This window comes from Variovorax paradoxus (assembly GCF_902712855.1).
GTDB lineage: Bacteria > Pseudomonadota > Gammaproteobacteria > Burkholderiales > Burkholderiaceae_C > Variovorax > Variovorax paradoxus_Q.
The window spans coordinates 4980707-5003589 of record NZ_LR743507.1; the positions used below are offsets into that span (position 1 = coordinate 4980707).

The following is a 22883-nucleotide window of genomic DNA, read 5'->3' on the forward strand; positions in this document are numbered from 1 at the left end:
GATGAGCCGGATCCTGTGGGTGGAGGACGCGCGCGACGCTGCTGCGCCGGCGCTGCAGGACGAACTGCAGCGCGCCGGCCACGAGATCGAGCACATCGACGACGGCGCGGTCGCGCTGCACCGCATCCTCACCGCACCGCCGGCGCTCACGCTGCTCGACGTCGCGCTGCCGCACGTGAGCGGGCTGCAGATCCTGGAGAAGGTCCGCGCGCGCAGCGATCACCCGATCATCATGCTGACCGCACGCGACGGCGAGGCCGACCGGCTGCGCGGTTTCGAACTGGGCGCGGACGACTACGTGGGCAAGCCCTGCTCGCCGAGGGAGGTGGCCGTACGCATCCACGTGGTGCTGCGCCGCTGTGCACATCGCACGCGCGCAACGTGGCCGCAAACGCCGATCACCTTCGGTGCGGTGCGCGGCTGCGCGACGCTCGACGGGCACCACCTGCCGCTGACACGGCGCGAGTCGCTGCTGCTTCGCGCACTGTCGCAGGAGCCGGGGCGCGTGCTCACGCGCTCGAAGCTGCTGGAGGCGGCGTTTCCGGAAGCACTCGACGTGAACGAGCGCGCGGTCGACACGCACATCAAGAACCTGCGCAGGAAGCTCGCTGCCGTCCCGGCGGCGCACGACTGGATCCGTTCGGTCTACGGCGTGGGTTTTGCGTGGGAGTCGCGGACCGGGCGCGACGCCTGACCCGCTCCCGGCTGCCAGGAATTTCCCTTTGCCCATGACATCACGCCGGCGCGGCCGGCCGTTGCCGCCGGCGGCGTTCTTCCTGTGGCTGTTGCTGCTGCGCGCAGGCATCGCGCCGGCGCAGGACGCATGGACCGAAGCGCCGATGGTGCTGCGGCGCACGCCGCAGCTGGCCGAGACGATCGCGCCCGGCGAGCGCGGTGCGCGGCCCAGCCTGGTCGACGGCAACCGGCTCTCGGGCCGGCCCGATCTGGAGGTGGTGGTGCAAGGCGACGCGTCGCTGCGGCGCGGCGACACCCGCATCAACGCCGACCGGCTCGAATACCAGTCGCCCGGCGACCTTGCCACGGCCACCGGCAACGTGCACCTGAACCAGGCCGGCAACGTGTACGAAGGGCCCGAGGTGCAACTGAAGGTGGAGAGCTTCGAAGGCTTCTTCGAGCACGTGCGCTACACCCTGCTGGCGACGGGCGCGCATGGCGAGGCCGAGCGCATCGACTTCGTCGATCCCCAGGTGTCTGTGGCGCGCCACGTCACCTACACCACCTGCTTGCGCGAGAACTACGCAGGCTGGGTGCCGGCGTGGATGCTGAGCGCCGCGACCATGACCACCGACACCGGGGCCAACCTGGCCACCGCGACCGATGCGCGCATCAGCTTCCTGGGCGCGACCACGCCGGCGCTTCCGTCGGTGAGCTTCCCGCTCAGCAACGCGCGGCTGAGCGGGCTGCTGCCGCCGGTGATCGGCTTCGACAGCACCAACGGCTTCGAGTACCTGCAGCCGTACTACTGGAACATCGCGCCGAACAGGGACGCCACGCTGTACCCGGAGATCATGAGCAACCGCGGCGTGAACCTGGGCACCGAGTTCCGCTACCTCGAGAAGGGCTACAGCGGCCAGGTGCGCATCGACACCATGCCCAGCGATTCGCTGCGCGACCGCAGCCGCTGGGGCCTGTGGGCCTCGCACACGCAGCAGCTCGACGCGAAGCCCTTCGGGCTCGATTCGCTGAGCACAGCGTTCAACATCAACCGCGTGAGCGACGACGACTACTGGCGCGACTTCTCGCACACCCCGACGCTGACCTCCCGCCAGCTCACCAACGAGGCCGACCTCAACTGGACCCGGGGCGACTGGAGCGGGCAGGCGCGCACGCTCTCCTACCAGACGCTGCAGTACGCCGCGTCGCCGATCACGCCGTCGTACAACCGCGTGCCGCAGGTCACGGCCAACTACAACACCTACGACTGGCACGGCTTCGACGTGTCGGGCACGCTGGACTACACGCGCTTCCAGGTCGACCCGGCCTACGCGCCCACGCTCAACGGCATCGCCCAGCCCGATGGCGAACGGCTGGTGGGCAACCTGCAGATCAGCCGTCCCTGGGTGTCGCCGGGCGGCTTCTTCATCCCGAAGCTGCTGCTGCACACGGCCTCCTACCAGCTGGCGTCGCCGCTGGCCGACGGGCGCACCGGCATCACCAGCGCGGTGCCGACCGTGAGCCTGGACAGCGGCCTGGTGTTCGAGCGCGATGCCAGCCTGTTCGGCCGCGCCTGGCGCCAGACGCTGGAACCGCGCGCCTTCTACGTGCACACGCCGTACCGCGACCAGAGCCGGCTGCCGGTGTACGACACGGCTGCGAACGACGTGAGCTTTGCCACGCTCTATACCGAGAACGCGTTCTCGGGCAACGACCGCGTGTCGGACACCGACACGCTGACCACCGGCGTGACCACGCGGCTGATCGACCCCCTGACCGGCGCGGAATCGGCACGCTTCGGCATCGCGCAGCGCTTTCGCTTCAGCGACCAGAACGTGACGCTGCCGGGTGGCACCGCCGTGACCGACCGCTCGGGCGACTTCATCTTCGGCGGGCAGGTGCACTGGAGCCCGAAGTGGAGCATCGACGGACTGGCGCAATACAACATGGACAGCGGCAAGACCACGCGCGACGCGCTCACGTTGCGCTACACGCCCGAGCGCTACCACACGCTCACCGCCGCATTCCGCTACCAGGCCGACAGCACCACCACGGCGAACGACGGCACGAAGACGGTCGACTTCAACTGGCAGTGGCCGCTGAGCGAACTCACGCGCGGGGTGTTCGGCGGCAGGTCGCCCACCGATCCGGGACGCTGGTATGCGGTGGGCCGGCTGAGCTACAGCCTGCACGACCGCGCGATGTCCGACAGCCTGATCGGCGCGGAATACAACGCCTGCTGCTGGGTCGGCCGCGTGGTGCTCGAGCGGCTGGTGTCGGGTCGTGCCACGCCCGACACGCGGCTGATGTTCCAGAACATCGGCTCGAACCCGACCAGCACCCTGCTGCAGAACATCCAGGGCTACCAGCCGCTGAACCAGCCGGCGGCCTCGCCGAGCCGGTTCACCAACTACGACTGAGCATCGGCGCCGGCGGTGCCTTCGGTGACCAGCGCCCACAGCGCCTCGGCCACCGTTGCCATCGGGGCCTGCTGGCGATAGAGACGGATGTCCACCGGCACGCGCCAGCCGCCCGCACCGGCATCCACCAGCGCGCCGCTGCGCAGGTCGTCGGCCACGAGGCTCATCGGCAGCCAGGCGAGGCCTCGGCCTTCGATGGCCATGGTGCGCAGCAGCGCCGCATGGTGGGCCGTGAAGACGACCGACAGCGACGTGGCGAAGTCCTTGCCGAACTGGCGGTCCTTGTCCTGCATGGCCCGCATGATGCGTCCCAGCCCCGAGGCCTCGCTGTAAGCCAGCACGGCGGGCGCCGCGGCCGTGCCGAGCGCATGAAGCGGCACGCCCCTGGCACCGGGCGCGGACACCGGCACCAGCACGTCCTCGCTCAGGCGCTGCACGGGGTACTGCGCCTCGTCGAGCCGGCCCGGCGCTCCCACGTGGCCGTGGCACAGCACGAACTGCACGCGGCGCTGCAGCAGCAGGTCTTCGCAGGCGTGGGAGCTGTCGGAAACGGTCTGGATCGGCCCGGTGCTCAGGCGCGACTCCACGCTGCCCAGCCAGCGCGGAAAGAAAGTCAGCGACAGCGCATGCGTGGCGGCGAAGCTCAGGCTGGCGGCGTCGAGGTCGTGCGCGGCGCGGGCCTCGGCGCGTGCGTTCTGAAGTCCCGCGAGCACGTCCTGCAGCAGCGGCTGGAAGCGCTTGCCCGCGGCCGTGAGCGTGGTGGGATGCGCGCTGCGGTCGAACAGGTCGACGCCCACCCACTCCTCGAGCGAACGGATGTGGCGGCTGAAGGCCGGCTGCGCGATCGCGCGGGCTTTGGCGGCACGCGAAAAGTTGCCGGTGTCGGCCAGGGCCTGGAAGTCTTCCAGCCACTCGAGGTCCAGGGGTCGGTTGCCGGGGCCCATGTGCTGCGCCTTTGCCTTGAATAGTTGTATGCGATTCGAGTATTGGACGGTGCCGGCCCTGCCGGCAGAAGATCCGGCCACGTCCTGTGCGGGAAATTATCGCGAGACCGCTCCCGCAAGGCCTTGTCACCCGAACCCAACCCGAAACCGGCCATGAAAATCGTCAACATCCTCGAGTCCACGCGTCCCATCAAGTCGGACATCCGCAACGCCTACATCGACTTCTCGAAGATGACCCTGAGCCTGGTGGCCGTGGTCACCGACGTGATCCGCGACGGCAAACCGGTGATCGGCTACGGCTTCAACTCCAACGGGCGCTACGGCCAGGGCGGCCTGATCCGCGAGCGCTTCCTGCCGCGCCTGCTCGAGGCCGAAGCCGCGTCGCTGCTCGACGAGACCGGCGAGAACCTCGACCCGCACAGGATCTGGGCGCGCATGATGATCAACGAGAAGCCCGGCGGCCATGGCGAGCGCTCGGTGGCCGTGGGCACCATCGACATGGCCGTGTGGGACGCCACCGCCAAGATCGCCGGCAAGCCCCTCTACCAGCTGCTGGCCGAGCGCTACGGCACCGGCACGCCCGACCCGCGCGTGTTCGTGTACGCCGCGGGCGGCTACTACTACCCCGGCAAGGGCGTGGAAGGCCTGCAGCGCGAGATGACCAGCTACCTGGAGCGCGGCTACTCGGTGGTGAAGATGAAGATCGGCGGCGCCACGCTGGCCGAGGACTGCGAGCGCATCGAGTCGGTGCTGAAGATCCTCGGCCCCGGCCAGCAGCTGGCGGTGGACGCCAACGGCCGCTTCGACCTGCAGACCGCCGTCGACTACGGCCGCGCGCTGTCGCAGTACCCGCTCTTCTGGTACGAGGAAGCCGGCGACCCGCTGGACTACGAACTGCAGGCCAGGCTCGGCGAGGTGTACACCGGCCCCATGGCCACGGGCGAGAACCTGTTCTCGATGCAGGACGCACGCAACCTCATCCGACACGGCGGCATGCGGCCCGACCGCGACTGGCTGCAGTTCGACTGCGCACTGAGCTACGGCCTCGTCGAGTACCTGCGCACGCTCGACATGCTCAAGGCCCACGGCTGGTCGCCCTCGCGCTGCATTCCGCACGGCGGCCACCAGATGTCGCTGGCCATCGCGGCGGGCCTGGGCCTGGGCGGCAACGAGAGCTACCCCGACCTGTTCCAGCCCTACGGCGGCTTCCCCGACGGCGTGAAGGTCGACAACGGCTACGTCACCCTGCCGCCGCTGCCCGGCATCGGCTTCGAGGGCAAGGCCGACCTCATCGCCGAGATGCGTGCGCTGGCCGCCTGAGGCCGCCACGCACTGTCACGCCCCCTTAGCGGGACACCGCGGAACCGGCTTCGCCGGGCCGCTGGTGTCGCCCCCGGTAGGGGGTTGGAGAAGCGACACGAAGTGCGCGAGCCTGGGAGCGAGTCAAGGACACCGCGGAACCGGCTCCGCCGGGCCGCAGGTGTCGCCCCCGGCAGGGGGAAGGAGAAGCGACACGAAGTGCGCGAAGCCTGGGGGCGAGTCAAGGCTGGAAGCCGGAGCGGCGCACCACCGGCTCCCACTGCTGGCGATAGGTCTTGAGCATCTGCGCGGTCTCCGCCGCGGTGCTCACCACCGGCGTGATGTAAAGCGCGTCGGCCGCCTTCTGCAGGCCCGGGTCTTTCATCACGTCGTGGATCGCGCCGGACAGCAGCTGCACCTTGGCCGGTGCCATGGTGCTGGGCGCGAAGAAGGTGTTCCAGCCATCGGCATCGATCTTCATGCCGGCCTCGCGGAAGGTCGGGATGTTCGGCGCGAAGCTCGCGCGCTTCTTGCCCGACACGGCCAGGATGCGGATCTTGCCCGCCACGTGCTGCGGATAGACCGAGTCGAGCGTGTCGATGGCGATCGGCAGGCTGCCGCCGATCAGGTCGGCCGACAACGGTGCGGAACCGCCGTAGCTTTTGATCTGCGGCTGCACGCTCAGTGCATCGCCCACCATCAGGCCGAAGAAGTGAGGCAGGCTGCCGGTGGCGGGCACACCGAACACGGCCTCCTCGGGATGCGCCCAGAGCCGCCCCACCAGGAACATCGCACGGTCGAGCTGCAGCTTGTTGCCCACGGCCAGCGCGAAGTCGTAGCTGCTGACCTGCGAGACGGGCACGAAGTCCTTGTCGGGGTCGTAGCCCGCGTCCTTGAACACCAGCGGCGCCACCACCATCACGGCGGGGTTGCCGAGCATCAGCGCGTTCTGGCCCGCAGGCGTGCGCTTGACCTCCTTCGCCGCGAGCCGGCCGCCCTCGCCGGGACGGTTCTCCACCGTGACCTTCACGCCGAGCTTCGGCGCGAGCCGTTCGGCGATCAGGCGCGCCATGCGGTCCGTGCTGCCGCCGGGCGCGTAGCCGACCACGAGCGCCAGCGGCCCGTCGAGTGCGGGCGACTGCGCGTGCGCGGTGCCGTGCATGAGCGGGGCGCCGGCGGCCAGGGCAATGCCCCATGCCATGAGCTTGCGCCTTGAAAAGAATGCGGACATGGAGTCTCCTGCGGACAGTGATGGGCGGTGGCGACGAGGCGCGCGAGGTCGTGCAAAGTCGCGGCTCGCGGGCAGCGAAAATCAGCAGCCACCAGTTGTTGCTGTTCGTTCAAATTTGTGACCGAGTTATACGTACCGGGCAAACAGTTGATCTAATCCATCACCTGTGCGCCGAGGCGAACGAGCCACATTCGCCGCACCTCTTAAGCCATCCGTATGCAAGCCCCGCAAGCTTTCCCCGACGCCGCCGCGTTGCGCGCGCCACGTTCACTGGAGGACCTGCTTCTCTACCGCCTCGCGCGTGCCATGCGCGCGGGCAGCGGCATGGCCACGCGCCTGGTCGAAGGCGGTTTCGGCATCACGCGCCGCGAATGGGGAATGATCGCCACGCTCGCGCAGGAGGGCGAGATGATGTCGTCCACGCTCGCGTCGCACCTCAACCTCGACCGCGTGCGCACATCGCGCGGACTGCGCAGCCTCGTCGACAAGAAGCTGGTGGAACGGCGCCAGGACGCCGAGGACCGGCGCGAGGTGCACGTGCGCCTGAGCGACTCGGGCCTGCAGCTCTTCGGCCAGCTGTTCCCGCGCATCGCGGGCCTGAACACCGGCCTGCTCGAAGGCATCGAGCCGGCCCATCTCGAGATCTTCCTGCAGTGCCTGCGCAGGCTGGAGCAGCGCGGCGATGAGTTGATCGCGCAGGGCGCAGTCGCGGAGAAGGCCGACCGTCGCTCGGGCGGCACCCGACACCGCTGGCCCGAACGCAGCTAACGGCCTTGGCGCCCGAGGGCGCGCGCGGTTCAGGCTTCGACGTCGAGCGTGCCGCCGATCGGCACGCCACCGGCGTTGGTGCGGAACGCGCTCGAGGGCGCAGCGCCCTTCTGCACCGCCTCGACTTCCTTCGCGTCTGCGCTTTTCTGCAGCGCCGCGGCCTGCACCGCCTTCAACTGCGCCTGAAGCATCGCAAGCTGGCTCATGAGCGATTGCAGCTGCTGCTGCACCGCCTTGCGCGCATCGCCCTCGGGCGTCTCGACCAGCGTCTTCTGCGTGGCCGTGATCTGCTTCTGCGTCGCGGTGATCTGCCGCATGATCTTCGCGACTTCTGCAGCGGTGCTGTTCCCGGTCGAGGAAGTGCCCGAAGCACCGATGGCCTTCAGCATGTGAGTCCTTTTTTGTGGAGTGATTTGGAGGCTATCGGCAAGGCGGAGAGAAAGTTGAGTGTTTGGGGTTGAAGCGCCCTCGCTTTTTCCATCGCGACCTGTTTGACCAAAAGCTGTCCCTACACTGAAAGGCCGGCACGACGGCCGATGGAGCAGTGCTCGCGGGGTGTGGCGGCGGCGGCAAAGATGCGATGCCGGGCGGCGAGGTGAAGCGCCACGGAACACGCATGCGCTACTGTTGGAGGAACTTGGGTTATGGATCAACGAAAGCTGGTGGAAATCATCCTCACGATGTTTATCGTGGGAGGCACGGTGCTGTCGTGGCGCCTGTGGAAAGCTGACAGGCGCAGATCGGCTGCGGTGTGCTTCGTGGGAGTAGCCGCCCTGGGATCTTGGATTGTCTGGCGGTAGCAGATTCCGTATGCCTAGGAGCAGCGGCCTCGCTTGTGCGGCTCGCTTCTCCAGCAGGACAACTGAATGAAAAAGTCCCATCGCAGAGGCTGCGCGGGACTTCCAAAAACTGCCAAGGATTGACTCTGGCGGAGAGTGTGAGAGCAAAATTCTTTGAAAGGACAGTGACTTAGCCAATCGATACCACGATCAGTGCCATGATATCGCCTCGACTGTGCGGTGCTAGCTCGCTGAAGACGCACTCGCGCTCTTCACCACAAGAACGAGACTGGTTCGGCGTGTGCCGCTCCCCGCTCATTTCGCCCATCATCACAACGATCAATTATTCGACTCAACAAATTTCTCGTCCCGCTTCAATATTTTTCTGAGTTGCTCTGCAAAACCAATTGACATATCTCTGTTCATTTTTTCGCGTTCAAGCTCAACGGTCGTTTGGTCCTTATTTAGGATAATATTACGCTCGGTATTGCTAAGTGCTTGAACTATGTAGCTTTGCAATTCCGGAGAGCTGCTTTGCAGTGCTGCGTCGAGGGCAATCTGCCTACTCTCCACGTTAGTCAATTCATTCTGGAAATATTTAATTCCCGACAGACTCTCTTTATACAATCTCAAGAAAAAATAAGCAAATACTTCAATTAAGATAACCAAGCTCAGTCGCGGCAAGAAATAGGCGATCAATGTTTTGGGGTCTGATGTGGCCGGGGTTTGAAACACCGCCCACCCGAGCACAGATAAACCCATCATTGTGGTCAGCATCCCCAATCCTAAATTTAGGTTTCCTCTCCGAGCAAGATCTACCGTTTCTCTCTGCAAACGTCCGGTCATTTGACCGAATTTCCGCTCTAGGGTAAGGCTCCGGAATTTATGTTCAAGGCGTGCTTGGAGATGCGGCAGCAGCGCTTCAGCCGCTTCTGTCCTCACCCTTTCCGTAAGCATTGCTACTAAATCGGTAGTGGCTACTTCATCTAGAGCGAGGCCGCCATGACCATTTTCAAAAGCTTGCGTCAATTCTGCCAATTCTTTGCGCATTAAACGCATTTCCAAGTCTTTAGCAGCCGAGCGATTTTTTGAGACGGGTTCGAGATATTTTAATATTGAGCCAAGTAGCCCAGCCGCCACTCCAGTCATTGTTATGACCGTGAGTGGGAATTTTAAGAATTCAACTCCGCTTGGAAGCGCCGATGACGAGCCCTGACGTACATAGTCAAAAACAACGGAAAGTGCTAGTGCAAGCCCGAGTATGAGCAATGCTGACAGGAAAACTCTTGCAAATACCTTTCTACGTCGTGAGCGTCGCTTAATTTCTGAGTCTCTTGCAAGCAGTTGTTCAAAATTGGCCAACTGCTCCAAATCAAACTCCTGCGTATCTTCAAATTCTTGATTTGCCACAGCACCCCCGTCCTCACTTCTTACAGTAAAAATATCTGTCACATGTCGACGTGTTAGGAAATCATGTGTGAATTTATATTCACCGCCGACATAATAAATAACATTTATAGTTTTTTAATATCCGGCACAACAATCAATAAGAGCAGCAAATTTTAATGCCTAAATGAAAAAGTCCCGACGCACTAATGCGTGGGACCTTTCAAATTCCTTCGAGACTCTATCCGCTAACGCCACAACCACCAGCCCCCCGAAGCCAATAGCAGCATGACTATATATTTCAGTTGAATTACGCCTAATAGCGCAAGATAAGTCGGCGGCGTCGGTCGAACCTTCTCCCAGTCCGAAGGATGGATAGTGCCGTCAGATATAAACGGGAGCCAGAACTTTCTCACCCACAACTCTGAGAAAAAATCACTATGTGCTAAGTCGTGATATCGGTCTGTAACAGCAGTCTGTTTGAAGCCATAGGTTCCGCTCGTTCCGTAGCCCCAAGTTAGCGTTCTCGCCAAAACAGGCCAGATATCACGCGTGCCAACATCATTAACTATTGAATCGCGAGGCGGCTTTCCTTTGACGTTCTCCCACGCAAAATCAGTTGGAACAATCGAACCGCAGAGTAGTAGACGCTTCAAACGAATGCCTTGGTCTGGCGCAAGCACTTTGGTAATAATGTAGGTTCCAAAGCTATGTGCAATAACCGATATATCAGATGACGGGTAGTCTCTTTTTAAAGCTTGCAATTCTCGACTGACTAACGAGATAGCTCCGCTTCGCCCCCATGGAATAGCAAAACGCAATGCATCAAAGTAACCATATCCAAGAGGAACTACGGTCACGTTTGTACCCTCAAACATTCGCTTCACCGCATCCTGCCAGACCCCGGCCGTACGTATACCGTGCAACAACACTACGATATGTTTGGTAGGAAGCTGGCTGTTAAAGCTTAAGATCCCCATTAAAGCAACTACTGCGGTTTGTTCATTTTTTGGAAGGTTGGCAATCCAGCCACGAACGAATGCCGGGCGATCATCCGCGGCGACCAACTCTATTGCGGCAGCTAGTCGTGCATGTAAATCTTCAACGTCCATTAGTGAGCCGGATTCTGCAGCTTGTAATAGACGCGGAGATTATTGGGCGTTACTCGAATATTTTCGTGCGTCTCAGGCCAGTCATACACTTCCTCAGGCACATCGGCGAGAGAAGAAAAATCTTCAATCCCTCTACCTGAAAGCGTCTCGACCCGCAGAAACTGCTCTAGCCAACCTTCTTGCACCAGTTTGCTAAGTACATATGCTAAGGTTGCTGGCGACACCGCACCAGCTGCCTGTACGAGCCTATTAGTGCTGAACACCTTAGCCTCGGCGTTGTCCTTTTTTATTTCAGACGCGACAAAGCCGAGCAGCCGCTCATACGCGTCAAACATCGAACTTCCCTCAGACGTTGAGGGCTTTGAGTTCTGAAAGGACGTATTCATAGTCCACTTCTGAGCAGTTTGCTGGCACGGCTATCTCATTTTCCTCGCCGGATAAAACCACATGAATGTCTCTAGCAGGTACCGGCGAACCCTTCAAGAACCAAATATTGCTGCTATCGCAATATCCGTCGCTCGCCAAAAAACTATCTACGCTGCCAACGGCTGCGGCACTTCCTGCAACATTGGTTGTAAGCACCTTTCCAAAAGCTTTCAACGACACATCTTCATCGTTGCTCACAGTCAAATCGGAAAACCTAATTTTTTGCGCAAGTGCCGAGCGATCCGACCATAGCTTAGCTTTGGCTTTCGCAAAGGAAACTATTTTAAAGTCGTGGAGTGTCAAAAATGGCTGGAGCCTAACAGCAATATCTTTCAAGTCATCGGAATAACGCGATGAGCCGCGCCTGCTCGCTAGCCTAATTTCCAAATCCCCTTTACTAGTCAAGCGAATTACATTTACAACGCGCTCTTTTATGGTCTCATAATTCCGTTGAATCGTTGTTCCATTCTTTGTGATGCCACGGAATTCAAGCGTTTCTCGCGTTAAAACTTCTTTAATAATTAATTCTGAGCCGACTGGATTCCCAGCCCAGCGGATGTCTACAAACGCGGGCTTAGCGGGCATATCAAATTGCCGAGGCTCGGCCAGCAAATCCATCAGATCAAGCGTCTTAAGAATCTGACCGATTCGTACCTTATCAATAAGCGCCTCCGCGGCACCTTTGTCAGGCGCGCGAAACACAAAGATGTGTTGACGCCCATACTCCTCCACAGACCGAAGAAGGTCAATCAGATCCTTCATCGACAGTTGGCTGCTAGCAAGGGCCGGCTCGATACGTTGGGTGAACATGTCGGCCCAGCTGCCAGCAGACGAAGTGAGCCCTCGCGCCTTTAAAAACTCGCTTACCACAGCGATGCTAGTCGCACGCGAGATGAGATCAAAGATCAAAGGCAAAGTAGCGCTTTTGGACATTTCGTTCTTGTATGCGAACACCAGAGAGAAACCAATTGTGTCAGACCTTGCCAACAGCGAAGCTGGGGCTTGCCCGCAGCATCACTCGCTGCGACCACTTGGTGGGGAATGATTTCCTTGTGCCACTGACCTCCGAGTTCGCGACATGTCTGCGCCAAGTAGGAACAGCGTGATGCTCAGTTAAGCCGGCAGATCAGGCGTCTCCCACACAAAGCTCGGTAGCAGCGACCCGCAAGGCAGACCCGGAGCGGATGTTTTCTTACAGCCGGTTCTACACTTTAGCGGCTATCACAGGTGTGGCTCTACACCCTTCAAGCGCCGCCCGTAGCTCACCCTCGTAGCCCTCCCGCAGTTCTATCTCGGCCAGCGCCGATGCGCTGAAGCGGTCGAGGTCCACGCCAGCGGCAAGCGCTTCCGTCGGCATGGCCGGCCGGGCAGGCGTTTCTATACGGCACTCCACCGGGATCGGCACCTTCACCTCAAGCACAGGTGCAAGCCCGCATGCCGCAAGCGACCCGGCGTGGGCCAGAACACCCGCCATACGCACGCAACGTTTCATGGCTGCACCCTCCCCTTCAGCCACGCATCGACGCGCACCTGTGCGCTCGCGCAGGCATTACCGGGCACCGCCGATGGCGTACTTAGGATCGCGTGCGCGGTCTGCTGCCGCCCGGTTGCGGCATCGCGCGCTGCGGCCTGCGCCTTCTTCGCTTCCGCGGCCCGCTTGTCGGCCAGCGTGCGAAGGTCGTCGGTCGCATCGCTGCACGCGGAAGCCGCCGCCCTCGCATCGTCCCGCTGAAGGATAGAGGTAGCCGCCTTCTCGCGCGAACCAACCCATGCCCACCCGAGGCCGGCATTCGCGGCCAGGCTGATGCCGAGCACGGCCAACAGCGCTTGCATGAGGCTCATTTCGTCAGCACCTTGTACGCGCGCGCCGTGGCCGCCTTGCGCTCGGCCAGCTTGAGGCGCTTCGGACCATTGACGCGCCCGGTGATGTCGTAGACATTGCCCCGCTCAGCCGCCGCCAGACAGCCCTTGAAGTCTGCGAAGAACCAGCACGCCGACAGCGCGGCATGCTGCGGCTGAAGCAGCAGCTCAGGGTTGTCGCGGTAGTTCACGCCGATGGCCCGCCCCGCTGCGATGTAGGCATCCTCCCAGGTCAACTGAATCAGGCCGCGGCCATGGAAGCCCTCGTAGCGCAGCATGCTCAAGCCCTTCGGGTTGCGCACGTAGTCCTCGGCCCGATAGCCACCCTGCACGAACAGGCTCGGGAAGACCTCGCGCAGGCGCGCCGGCGTTGTGTAGTAGAGCCCTTCCTCCACCTTCGCGAGCGCATCCGACTCGATGGTGAGCTGCCCGAGAAAGGCCGCGACGGCGTTGTCCGAATGGATTCCGAAGCGGTTCATGCCGTCCGCCAGGTGCAGGACGTAGCGTTCGGCGTCGGCGCGCGTGGCGCCCGTACAGTCGATGAGGGTCTGTGTGTCGATCATGGCTTCTTGAACTCCTTTGCCGCGGTCTTCGCGGCCTGATTGGCGGTCTGTGCGGCGGTCTGCGCAGTGCTGGCGGCTTCGCCCGCTGCCTGCGCAGCACCCGCCGCGGTGCCGGCCGCTTCGTTGACGCGGCCGGCGAGGGAACTGAGGCGGTCGCCGAACGCATCGCGCAGCCGGTCGATTTCCGCGAGGTGGTCGTCACGCTGGCGCGTGAACTGCGCTTCCGCGCTGCGTGTGGCCCAGAAGTAGCCCGAGCCGAAGCCGCCGAGGAAGAGGCTCCCGACGACGCCCACGGTTTCGAAGAGGCGGCGCCACTGGCGCGGGACGCGCATGCGCGGCTGCTCATCGAGCGGCGCACTGTCTGTGTCCATATCGATGTGGGTTGGCGACTCGATGTGCGTGTCATTGCGCATGGATTTGCTCCTGAAGTTGGCGAACCTGATCGCGCAGCGAGCCCAGCTCGGCCATGTGCGTGGCAAGGTTCTCGTTCATGGCCTTGAGCTGGCCCTTCATTTCCCAGACCTGTTCAAGCGCTTCGTTGCGCTCGGCCGCGAACTTGTCTGCGCGCTCCTCGGCCTTCACGCGCGCGGCCCGCTCGCCTTCGAGCAGTTCCTTCCACGTCGCAAGCGCCGCGATCTGGCCCGAGCTGTCCGCGCGCTCCTTTGCTTCGGTCGGCTGCTGCGCGCGCCAGACCTTGTATCCACCGGCCGCCGACAGAACCAGAAACGCAAGCTGTGCGATCGGATTGCCGGCGATGTCGCCCATGTCCATGAAGTGCCCCTTCTCTCTTTCGTTGTCTGGTTAGATTTCGACCTGCACGAAGGGCATGTCGGGCGCCTGTGCCTCGATCACCCCATCGCGCACAAAGACCTGATCGCCCACGGCACCGGCGCCGCGCGCCGTGAGCACGCCACCGCCAGGCAGCACGAGCTGCGCGACTTCGCCCTCGATGGCGGTGATGGTTGCGAGCTGCAGCGGATAGCTCGGCAGCAGCGCGACGAAGGCGGTAAAAATGTTCGTGGACACCTCAGGCCTCCGCGTGGGTTTCGAGGGTGATCGACTGGCGCAACACGGGCCGCTGCCAGTTCACCGCCACGCTGCGCACGAGGCCGAGAAATGTCTCGGCGCCTTCCTCGTACTGCACGAGCGAACCCGGCACGATCACGCCGGTTTCCGGGCGCACCTGAAGGCTCAGCGTCACATCGGCCTGCGCGCCGGTGTCGGAGAGGATCGGAAGGCCGCGCTGCAGCACCGCATCGCTGTGCGTGATGAGGGGGTGCGTCACCATCGTTGCCACGCTGTCGCCGGCAGTACCGCTGCGCGTGATCTGCCCCAGCACGCCAGCGGCCGTCGTGCCGGCGACAAACGCGCGGTTGTAGTCGGGCCTCGTCTTCAACTGGATACCCTCAACCGCCACCGCCGCGGCGGGCAGCACGAAGTCGGGCGCCATCGAGGCCCAGTGCCAGGGCGCGGCCGGATACCTCGGCAAGATGCGCAGCGTGGCATCGGTGGCGTGCGGCTGCACGATGGCGCCAGCCGCGCTCGCGATGTCGAGCACCGCGCCGATGTAGCTCCCCTGAAACGCCCACGTCCCGCCAGGCACGGCCCAATCGGTCAGGCCGAAGTCGATGCCCCATCCGACGTTGACGCCGTTGTACGTCAGCGCCAGGTCGAGCAACTGCGCGATGCTGCGATCCGCCGGCGCCGCATGGTTGAGCGTCGGCGCATAGGGCGCATCAAGCATCGCCGCACGCCCCTTGCCCTGAACCTGCACCTTCCCATCGGCGAAACGCCGGTCGCGGCTGCAGTCGGTCGCGCTCAGGCGGTACGGCACGCCGTTGACCGTCGCCAGCAGCTCCACGGGCGCCGCGCTGATGCCGCGGCGGATGACGGGCCACGCCGCGCCCGGCAGCGTCGCGTTCCATCGCCATGTCCACGAGTCCGCATCGAGACTCATGGAGAAGGCCAGCGCCTCCAAGGGCTCGCCGCTGTCGAGGCGCACGAGGCTGATGCTGTTCTGCACGGTGTAGACCTCCAGAGTCGGCACGACGACGGTTTCGCCGGTGCCCGGCGGCAGTTGCTGCCGCTCGCAAACAAAAATCAGCGTGGTGCTGTGCTGCTGCCGCTCGCGGAAGACGAGCGTTGTCGAAGGCGTGTAGCAAGGGTTCTCGCCACTGGGCGGCCCGATGACCGAGCGGCCGGGCAGCGGGTACATGGCCGCTTGCCAGCGCGACACCATGCCGAGGTCGAGCTGCTGTGCAGCGCCGAAGCCATCGCGGTGCAGCGCCTGCGCGCGTGCCGCTTCCTGCCACCGCGCGCGCACCATGCGGCGCATGCGCTCGGCTTCCTGATACCGCACACCCACCGGGCCGGGCGCCAGGCGCTGCGCTTCCTGCCAGCACAGTGCAGCGACCGTGCGCGCACGGGTTGCGTCCTGATAGGCCACGCCGGTGCCCTGCTGCAGCTCGCGCGCGGCCTGGTGGCGCAGCGCCGCCGCGGCGCGCGAGGCCATCACGTCTTGCCAAACCACGGATGCAGCGCCGGCCCGCGGTGCGGCCTTCTGCCACGCCGTCACGCGGCCTACACGCGCGGGAAGCGCGCTCTGATGCTTCATGGCAGCGCCGCCTTCGAGCTTCGCGGCGAGCTGCCAGGCGGCCGAGGTCTTGCCCATGAGCGGCCGAGAGACCGCGCTCGCATACCGTGTCGCGCCGCGCAGCATGAAGGCCGGCAGCGCGATGGCGCCAATGGCCCAAGCGAGCGGCGGCATGGTGACCATCGCTGCACCCGACACCCCGAACAGCGGCAGCGGGATGCGGCCGAGCGCATAGGCCGCGCCGCTGGCGGGCCCTTCAGGCTCTCCGAACACGAGGACGTTCGGCGGTCCGTCAAGCGGCGGCTGACGAAAGAGAAGATCGTCAACCACCGATGACCACCTCGCCGATGAAGAAGGTTCCGCCCTGATACAGCTTCGCCTCAGGGTCGCCCTCGGGCGGGTTCTGCACCACGAGCTTGACCTGCCCGGCGCCCGAGGGACCGCTCATGCTGAAGTCGGCGACCCACGGGCCGCCGGCGACCTCCAGCCGGCCCCATGTGGCGATGCCGGTTGCGACAGCCAGGTCGCCGGCCGTGTCCGCCTGCACGAGCGAGAGCTGCCCGTTCGTCACCTCACCCGCCGGCAGCGCGAGCACGGCCGCGGCCAGCAGCGTGGTGCCAGCGCCGCCCTCGCCAGGCTGCACACCGCCGTACACGAGCAGCCGCGCGCCGGCGCCCAGGTAGCTCACGAGGCCGCCCAGCATGGCGTTGATGGCGAGCACGTTCATGCCATCAGCTCCACCTTGCCATTGGCGAGGGTCAGGCCATCGGTCACGACGGCACGCTTGCCGTGCGCCTCATAGTAGGCAATGACGGTGTAGCTCTGCAGCTCATCGACATACTGGAAGTCGTAGCTGCCATCTGCCGCACTCCACGCCTCGCGCAACTGCAGGCCATCCGACTCCCGCACCAGCCGCACGCGGCAGCGGTAAGGCTTGTTCAGCGGGTTCACGTAGTCGAGCGTGAAGCCGCGCACGCGACCCGTGCCGCGGCCGATCACGCCGGTGAGGTAGTCCCCTCGCGCCTGGTAGACCGGAGAGAGCCGCATATTCCCGAAGATCACCGGCACCGTCGTTGGCGTGGGCGCCACCGCCACCGCCGCAGCTCTGGTCTTCCCTCTAAAGGCGTTCTGTGTGATCGCCGAGTCGCGCTCTTCCCACGGCGTCGCGCCGGCCACCGGGTATGTAAAGCCCTTGGTGCGGACACGTACTTGCCAGTAGGAGTTGAAGTTGTACATCTGCGCCGCCGCGAACAGCTCCGCGAACGACAGGCCCGAGTACGCGACGCCTTGGCTCACACCGTTTTTGTAAAAGGTGATCGATCCGGCCGAGAAATCGACCACCATCCCGATCACATCGGCCAGGGTGTAACTCGCGCCGTAGGCCACCGAGCTAGAACTGCTTCGCTTTGATCCGCTGTTGGTGTAGGTCCATGAGTTGGGCGTATTGCCAAGGATCGAACTGGGCGTCGGCAAGAAGGCCGCATCCATGACGCCGACTGCTGCCGTGGTGCCGGCAAGCGACACGTTGATCCACTCGAACTCAACCTGCAGCACGCCGGCCATCCGTCCAGCCGTCACGACGCGAGGGCTCAGGCCACTGGCTGTTTTCAGCGTCGCGATGCTGCCACCCGCGCTCAGGTCCACATCATTCTTGAATCCCCGCAGCCAACCGCCGATGGCCTCCGAAGTCGTCTTCGTCCTCGGCCCCGGCCATGCCACGCCGGCGAACGGTGCCCATGCATCAACCCACGTCGTCGCGTCGTCGGAATACTGCATCTTGCCCGCGAGCAGAAACTTCGCCGCATCCACTGCCGAACCGAGGCGAATGTCGGTCACGTCCGCAGAGCCGCCGGCGCCGAAGTCCCACGACAGCACCAGCGCCGGCACGCTCGCGCCCGTCCACGCGGCGCCCGTCGAGAGGTTGTCGTCCCTGAGGTTCGCCAATGACCCGGCCGCCGGCGCAATGCTCGACGTGAGCACCGCCGGAGCATCGATGCGCACGCCAGCACCGAGCAGATGAAACTCGGTCAGCTCCAGCGCTTCGCCGTAGCTCTCCAACCCGATGGCCCGCCAGTAGCGATGTGCAGCCATCGCTCAGCGCGTCCAAGGACCAGTGATGTCGAAGAACGCCACACCCGCATTCGAGGTTGTGGGTGCGCCGGTCGTGTTCGTATTGCTCGGATTCACCGCAATGAAGTTCTTCCCCGCGAGCGGTCCGCTGCCTGCCACACGGTCATTGAACTTGAAGTAGTCCGACACCAGCGAGTGCGGCACCGAGAAGATACCGGTAGCCTCCCCGCGCGGCGCGTTGCCTGTCGTCGCTGTCGCGTAGTAACGCTTGGACATGCGCAGCGATCCATCGACCGGATTCGGGAAGCTGCCGAAGTTCGTGTCGACGCCCGACATCGCGGTTGCCGTTCCGATGTACGGCAGGCAGTAGCTCAATTGCGACGTGCCCAACCCCGTGTATGACCGCGGAAACGCGTGCTGTGCCTGCTGCGCATATTCGAGGCTGCCATCGACCTGCGACGAAGCGGTCGAGCTCGTCGAATAGGCCAGGCTGCATGCATAGCCGTCGCCGCCCGGCTTGAACACGACAACGTCACCAAAACCTTTCGTGAAGCCGTGCGTGAATAGCGTGCTTACGGCATACCCCCCGCATACATGGATGTAGAACCCCCGCGAATCGCCCACGAGCAGCCACTGCACGGCCGTGCTGTTCGCGCTGCCACTCTTGGTCCAGTAGCCGCCGCCGGCAATTTGCGCAGCCGAAGGAAACAGACCCGAGTAGGTGCTGATGTCGCTCATCTGTTCGCACCCGACGACACGCGCGGTGGTCGCACCGGTGTCGTCCACCCTGAGAATCATCTTCGTGCTCTGCGGGTCCGTCGACTGGTAGGCCGCCAGGTTCGTCCCGCTGAAAATCTTCGCGAAGCCCAGCGGCGCCATCTTCATGGTGATGGCGCCGGTGTAGCTGCCGTCCGGCAGGCTGGTGGCAAACGTCACGGACGTGGCGCCCGGTTTGCCCGTGACCTTCTGTTCGCCGTTGAGACCCGCCCACCCGCTGGGGCCGCCGGTCACACCGGCAATCAGCACAACGGCATCGACCTGCGCCGAATGCGTGCCCGTGAATGCCGCTGTCGCGACGCCGCCCGCCACGGTGAGCGAGGTGAGCGACTTGAGGTCGAAGCCATCCTTCAGACACGCATCGAGCAGGTTGATGAGCGCGCCCACGGTGCCGCTCAGCGCGGGTGCGCCAGGCATGAGGCTCGAAAAATATTTGACGCTGGTATCGACTACGGAAGTCATGTGCTTTTGGCTCTCTGTTGCGCTGTGTTCAGGGACGGTCCACGCCGATGAGGACCGAGATTTCGAAGCTGTCGTCAAGCACCGTCTCAGCACCCATTTGCACGGTGCGAATCGGCACGAAGGGGAACGTCGCCGCCACGGTGTTGAAGCGGATGAGCTGGCCCGCGGCCCAGCCCGAGCCGAAGCCAGCGGCGCGGATGGTCATGTACGGCACGCCAGACGGGCCGAGGGGCGAGCAATCCGCCGTGAGGCTCTGCCCCGTCACGATCTGCCCGACGTGCTCGCCGATGAGGTTGTAGGAGGTGCCGCCTGCGTTGATCTGGATGCGCCACCGCTCGGTGACTGCGCCCTTGTTCGTGACCGTGATCGGATAGTCGATGTCGTTGAACGTCGGGTCCGCGGCGTTGCCGATGAGGCTGTCCGACCACACACCGCTCCAAGTCTGCTGATCGAACAGCAGCGACACGCGTGCCTTCACATCACCCATAGGGAGCGCGCTGCTCACGCAGGTGTCGCCCGCGGTGTAGTCGTGCGTGACGCGGCCCGCAAATGCGAGGCGGCCATCGATACCCACATCGGAGACCGTCAGCAAGTCCTCGATGCGATGCTCGACCACGACCGGCTGCGCGTAGCTCGACACGTCCGAGAACGTGACGGTGCCCGCATCGAGGTTGCGGGTATAGCCGGTCTCGATGGTCTGGCCGTTAGCGCCCACGATCCGCACACGCGAGAGCCGCACGCGGCCGGTGTCGAGCGTCTGGCCGTTGGAGACCACGGCCGCCGGCAGACGCTTCGTGTTGTGGATGACGACGAGTTCACCCTTGCGGAAAATCGGCACGCGGCCATCAGACGGCAGGCGCACCGGATCGAGACCCAGCAGCGTGGCATCGACGGGCAACGTCGTGTAGGCCACGGCGTTGTACCGGATGGTGCTGGCGAACACCGGGACCGGCTTCCAGATCTTGCCGTCGCTGCCCACGGCGTCGGCCGAATACCAGATGGCGCCCTCGTTGCCCGCCGCGGTCACCCAGTCGCCGAAGCGCACCTTGCCGACACCCGTCGCCGCGTCGAAGGTGCCATGCACGTTCGCTCCGTTGATGAGGCCCGAGCCGTCCGCGGTGACGTTGACCGTGCCGCCGTTGAGTTTCGTTGCGAGAAGCTGCAGCGTCCCCGGGCTGACCGGCGCCACGGGCGTGCGGAAGACGACGTACTCCACCGGCTGGCCGTCGAGCGAGGTCAACAGGCTGCTGACGACAACCGAGGTCGAGGCCGCGGCCGGCCAGGTCGTGAGCGCCGCCACGTTGGTGGCGTAGTCGTAGGTGCCCGCCAGCGTGGCCGCGCCGGTGGCCGGGTCGAGGTCGGTGTAGAGACTGCCGGCGCGGTCGAAGTAGGTCTTGCCGCCCATCGTGAAGTTGACCGAGCCAGGCACACCGGCCTCGCTGAAGCTGGGCAGCAGCTTGATGGAGAGCTTGGGCTGATTGAAAGTCTGGCTCTTCGTCGTGCCGGCGCCCACCACCCGGAAATTGGCATTCACGAGCGCCGTCGCGTCGGTGGGCAGCGAGGCCGCGAGCACCGCATAGGTGTAGCCCGTGACCGTGTTGCGGTAGAAGCCCGGCAGGTTCGGCGACAGCACGGTGCCGAGCACGCCGAGCGGGTTCACGGCCCACTGCGGCACGGCCACGCTGACGACGGCCTCAGGAAACAGCTTCGCCACGCCGGTGGTGTAGTCGATGGTGCCGAACTCCACATTGAGCCCGTCCACCAGCTTGCCTGCGCCGTTGTCGGTCACCGTCTTGGTGGCCGCGAAGTTCTGCGGCACCCACTGGTCGGCCGGCACGCCTCCGGTGGACTCCAGCACGAGGTTCCAGTCGAGCGAGAGCGACCGCGGCGCAATGTTGGTCTTGCCGAGGTTGAGGGTGATCGCACCATCGACATCGCGCGCCGGCGCCGGGAAGGCCTTCGAGGACGGCTCGCCGTGGCTGTAGCCCACCGTGAAGGCCACGGCCGAGGCCGGCAGCACGTTGGGCCTCACCTCCATGGTGCTCGCCGTATAGGACACCGGGCCGGTGGCGTCGCCCGTGAGCGCCGCTGCCGTTGTCGCTCGCGTGGCGCGCCGTGCCGTCGTTCCAGTCCACCGACACCGTGCCCGACTGCGCCGCCTGGTTGTCGAGGGCGAGCATGATGGATACCGCGGCGGTGAGCGTGCCGCTGCGGTCCTTGTAGTTCGACTTCGCCGCCCAGGTGAAGATGATTTCGCTGCCGACATCGGGCAGCGTGCCAAGCGTGGGCAGCGCGGTCCCCGTCACGAAATCCACCGTCCCGCTGCCGATGCTGGAACTGGTGCCCGACAGGCGCCCGCCTCCGTCGTCGGCCAGTTCATACCAGTTGCCGCCGGCGCGGTAGGCCACGCGCAGCGAGCCGGGCGCCGGCGGCGGAAGGATGGTCAGCGGGTAGTTGATCCGCCGGCTTTCGACGGTCACCGCGATGGAGGCCGAATCGGCCAGCTCGATGGGCGCGCCGGCCGGCCGGAAGGTGATCGTCTTGTTTCCGCCGATGGCGGGCGCATCGCTGGCGAACGTCATCGAGCCGCCGGCGTAGTTGACGGCGCCGATGGTCAGTGCGCCCAGCTTCAAGCGCCCGCCGTCGTCGGTCAGCGTGCCCGCCGAGGTCGCCACCGACAGCGAGCCAGGATAGGCCGGGTTGCCGAAGCCGATGATGGCATTCGGCCCGAAGGCAACGCCCGTGGTCAGTGAGACCGTGCCCGAGCCGGACGCAACGAGCGTGGTCGAGGAACCGGCCGCCGACATGTCCGTGAGCGGGATTTCCGTGGTCGCGCTCGGCACGAGCTGGGTATTGATCGTGTTGACCTGCGCCGACAGGTCGCCCGTGCTCACGGGCGCCACGAGCTTGGCGATTCCGTAGAACTTCGAGGCGTTCGCGACAAGCATCTTGTTCACCGCCGCCGCGGTCGAGGAACGCTCGAAGAGGCGATTCGCCGGCGTGCCGGTGTAGTCGTTCTTCAGGCCGTCCACCAGCTCGCACACGCAGACCTGCGCGGCATAGTCCACGAAGGCACCGCCGTTGCTGTAGCTGTAGGTGCGCTGCTCGATGGAAACATCGGACACGCGCACGTACTCCGTCTTGCCGCCGCCGCTGATCTGCAGGGTGCCGTTCACGGTCGGCGGCGTGGCGCCGGGGCGCTGGAAGATCTGCAGCGAGCGCTGTCCCTGCACGTGGTTGGACAGCATGTAGCCGTTGAACTCTTCACCGGGCGAGGTGTAGGCCTCGATCCGGTTCTGGATGCTCGCGCGCCGGTCGAAGAAGTCGCCGGTGTAGAACAGCGCCGGGCTCACGTTCGGGTCCGCCGGCGCGCGCGAAATGATGACGAGGCCGCCGAGGGCGGTGTCGGTGTTCAGGGTCTGGATGGTGGCCGCGATCTTCATGATCGACACGTCGCCGCGCGCGCGGTCCACGGCGGACACGTCCTTGAACACGGCATTGCTCGCGCCGTCAGCGAT

Annotated in this window: 22 protein-coding genes; 4 read left to right on the top strand and 18 right to left on the bottom strand. The window is 64.4% G+C overall.

Features of this window, described 5'->3' with window-relative positions; all coding sequences use genetic code 11:
• Position 1 precedes the first annotated feature (1 nt).
• Both AACL56_RS23545 and AACL56_RS23550 read left to right on the top strand, forming a co-directional pair.
• Positions 2-694, top strand: a complete 693-nt coding sequence (locus AACL56_RS23545; RefSeq protein ID WP_339092210.1) for a response regulator transcription factor — start codon at positions 2-4, stop codon at positions 692-694.
• A 34-nt stretch (positions 695-728) separates the two neighbouring features.
• Complete coding sequence (locus tag AACL56_RS23550; RefSeq protein WP_339092211.1) at positions 729-3095, top strand: LPS-assembly protein LptD; 2367 nt, start codon at positions 729-731, stop codon at positions 3093-3095.
• Here the strand turns inward: AACL56_RS23550 and AACL56_RS23555 are convergent.
• Positions 3086-4039: a LysR family transcriptional regulator gene (locus AACL56_RS23555; RefSeq protein ID WP_339092212.1), complete on the bottom strand. Its 954-nt coding sequence runs from the start codon at positions 4037-4039 to the stop codon at positions 3086-3088. The two genes, AACL56_RS23550 and AACL56_RS23555, sit on opposite strands and share 10 nt — an antisense overlap.
• A 153-nt stretch (positions 4040-4192) precedes the next feature.
• On the opposite strand from AACL56_RS23555, the gene AACL56_RS23560 reads away from it, so the two are divergent.
• Complete coding sequence (locus AACL56_RS23560) at positions 4193-5359, top strand: mandelate racemase/muconate lactonizing enzyme family protein (protein WP_339092213.1); 1167 nt, start codon at positions 4193-4195, stop codon at positions 5357-5359.
• A gap of 220 nt (positions 5360-5579) precedes the next feature.
• On the opposite strand, the gene AACL56_RS23565 is transcribed toward AACL56_RS23560, so the two are convergent.
• Positions 5580-6569 carry a tripartite tricarboxylate transporter substrate-binding protein gene (locus AACL56_RS23565; RefSeq protein WP_339092214.1) on the bottom strand — a complete coding sequence of 330 codons (990 nt, stop codon included), beginning with the start codon at positions 6567-6569 and terminating at the stop codon, positions 5580-5582.
• 216 nt (positions 6570-6785) lie between these two features.
• On the opposite strand from AACL56_RS23565, the gene AACL56_RS23570 reads away from it, so the two are divergent.
• Positions 6786-7337 (top strand): MarR family winged helix-turn-helix transcriptional regulator, encoded by a 552-nt coding sequence (locus AACL56_RS23570; protein ID WP_339092215.1) that lies wholly within the window; start codon positions 6786-6788, stop codon positions 7335-7337.
• Between the two features lie 29 nt (positions 7338-7366).
• Here AACL56_RS23570 and AACL56_RS23575 read toward each other — a convergent pair whose 3' ends face one another.
• The 16 genes from AACL56_RS23575 to AACL56_RS23650 form a co-directional block, all read right to left on the bottom strand.
• Positions 7367-7726, bottom strand: a complete 360-nt coding sequence (locus tag AACL56_RS23575) for a FlxA-like family protein (protein WP_339092216.1) — start codon at positions 7724-7726, stop codon at positions 7367-7369.
• A 729-nt stretch (positions 7727-8455) separates the two neighbouring features.
• On the bottom strand, positions 8456-9568 hold the full coding sequence (locus AACL56_RS23580) for a hypothetical protein (RefSeq protein ID WP_339092217.1): 1113 nt from the start codon (positions 9566-9568) through the stop codon (positions 8456-8458).
• 182 nt (positions 9569-9750) lie between these two features.
• Entirely contained in the window at positions 9751-10614 is an 864-nt protein-coding gene (locus tag AACL56_RS23585; RefSeq protein WP_339092218.1) for a hypothetical protein, read from the bottom strand.
• Complete coding sequence (locus tag AACL56_RS23590) at positions 10614-10949, bottom strand: hypothetical protein (protein ID WP_339092219.1); 336 nt, start codon at positions 10947-10949, stop codon at positions 10614-10616. Before AACL56_RS23590 ends, AACL56_RS23585 begins: the two co-directional genes overlap by 1 nt.
• 10 nt (positions 10950-10959) lie before the next feature.
• Complete coding sequence (locus tag AACL56_RS23595; RefSeq protein WP_339092220.1) at positions 10960-11973, bottom strand: hypothetical protein; 1014 nt, start codon at positions 11971-11973, stop codon at positions 10960-10962.
• 271 nt (positions 11974-12244) lie between these two features.
• Entirely contained in the window at positions 12245-12532 is a 288-nt protein-coding gene (locus AACL56_RS23600; protein WP_339092221.1) for a hypothetical protein, read from the bottom strand.
• Positions 12529-12882 carry a hypothetical protein gene (locus tag AACL56_RS23605; RefSeq protein ID WP_339092222.1) on the bottom strand — a complete coding sequence of 118 codons (354 nt, stop codon included), beginning with the start codon at positions 12880-12882 and terminating at the stop codon, positions 12529-12531. The genes AACL56_RS23600 and AACL56_RS23605 overlap by 4 nt, the downstream gene beginning before the upstream one ends.
• Positions 12879-13463, bottom strand: coding sequence for a glycoside hydrolase family 19 protein (locus AACL56_RS23610; protein ID WP_339092223.1), 585 nt, complete (start codon positions 13461-13463; stop codon positions 12879-12881). The genes AACL56_RS23605 and AACL56_RS23610 overlap by 4 nt, the downstream gene beginning before the upstream one ends.
• Entirely contained in the window at positions 13460-13876 is a 417-nt protein-coding gene (locus AACL56_RS23615; RefSeq protein ID WP_339092224.1) for a hypothetical protein, read from the bottom strand. Before AACL56_RS23615 ends, AACL56_RS23610 begins: the two co-directional genes overlap by 4 nt.
• On the bottom strand, positions 13866-14228 hold the full coding sequence (locus tag AACL56_RS23620; protein WP_339092225.1) for a hypothetical protein: 363 nt from the start codon (positions 14226-14228) through the stop codon (positions 13866-13868). Before AACL56_RS23620 ends, AACL56_RS23615 begins: the two co-directional genes overlap by 11 nt.
• A gap of 36 nt (positions 14229-14264) precedes the next feature.
• The gene (locus AACL56_RS23625; protein ID WP_339092226.1) at positions 14265-14489 is read right to left on the bottom strand and encodes a hypothetical protein; all 225 of its coding nucleotides are present in this window, start codon (positions 14487-14489) and stop codon (positions 14265-14267) included.
• 1 nt (position 14490) lies between these two features.
• Positions 14491-16329: a hypothetical protein gene (locus tag AACL56_RS23630; RefSeq protein ID WP_339092227.1), complete on the bottom strand. Its 1839-nt coding sequence runs from the start codon at positions 16327-16329 to the stop codon at positions 14491-14493.
• Positions 16330-16378: 49 nt separating this feature from the next.
• Positions 16379-16783, bottom strand: coding sequence for a hypothetical protein (locus AACL56_RS23635; protein ID WP_339092228.1), 405 nt, complete (start codon positions 16781-16783; stop codon positions 16379-16381).
• Complete coding sequence (locus tag AACL56_RS23640; protein WP_339092229.1) at positions 16780-18147, bottom strand: SPRY domain-containing protein; 1368 nt, start codon at positions 18145-18147, stop codon at positions 16780-16782. The genes AACL56_RS23635 and AACL56_RS23640 overlap by 4 nt, the downstream gene beginning before the upstream one ends.
• A gap of 3 nt (positions 18148-18150) precedes the next feature.
• Entirely contained in the window at positions 18151-19365 is a 1215-nt protein-coding gene (locus AACL56_RS23645; protein ID WP_339092230.1) for a hypothetical protein, read from the bottom strand.
• 28 nt (positions 19366-19393) lie between these two features.
• Positions 19394-21403 (bottom strand): hypothetical protein, encoded by a 2010-nt coding sequence (locus AACL56_RS23650; RefSeq protein WP_339091611.1) that lies wholly within the window; start codon positions 21401-21403, stop codon positions 19394-19396.
• Between the last annotated feature and the right edge of the window lie 1480 nt (positions 21404-22883).